This window comes from Methylobacterium sp. WL103 (genome assembly GCF_008039885.1).
Taxonomy (GTDB): Bacteria; Pseudomonadota; Alphaproteobacteria; order Rhizobiales; family Beijerinckiaceae; genus Methylobacterium; species Methylobacterium cerastii.
In genome coordinates, this window is the sequence record NZ_VRUX01001126.1 from 1 (window position 1) to 744 (window position 744).

Annotated in this window: 1 pseudogene; it reads left to right on the top strand. The window is 71.9% G+C overall.

Annotated elements, in window-relative coordinates:
* Window positions 1–142: 142 nt before the first annotated feature.
* Window positions 143–744, top strand: a pseudogene (locus FV222_RS28205) (hypothetical protein); the annotation flags it as partial.

Below are 744 nucleotides of genomic sequence, written 5' to 3' on the forward strand. Positions count from 1 at the left end.
GGGCCGAGCGCCTGGGCGGCGGTCCACCGCCTGCCGCCGAGCCGGCTGATCGCCGCCGCCTTCGCGCTGCTCTTCGTCGTCGTGCTGCTGAAGATCGGCGACGACGGCAACTACGACTTCATCTACTTTCAGTTCTGAGCCGATGCGCAGCCCGTCGCCTGCCACGGCCTGGTCCGCCTTCGCCCGCACCGCCGTGTTCACGGCGGCGGCGATCCTGTCCGGCTACCTCGCGCTCGCCGTCGCGATCGACCCCTACGACAGCGGGCGGTCGCGGCTGTTCTCCGTCGGCGCCGTCCGGCCGCAGGGGCCACGCACGGCTCTGGCCGTCCGCGGGCGCGACCCGGCGTTTTCAGGTGCGATCCTCGGCAACTCGCACATCCAGCTCGTCGAGCCCGCTCGCCTTGCGGCCGCTACCGGCATCCCGTTCGTGCAGCTCTCCGTGCCCGCGACCGGACCGGGCGAGCAGCTGCTGATCCTCGACTGGTTCCTGCGCCACCATCCCACGCCGGCAGCCCTGGTGATGGCGGCCGACGACTTCTGGTGCACCGACGACCCGGCGCTGCCGCCGGGCAAGCCGTTCCCGTTTTGGCTGCTGGAGCGCGACCCCGTCACCTACGCGCTCGGCCTGCTGCGCTTCAACGTGGCGCAGGAGGTCGTCGGCCGGATCGGATGGCTGCTACGCCGGGCGCGTCCCGTCGCCCCCGCCGACGGCTGGTGGAACTACGAGCCGGATTACCTCAAGCT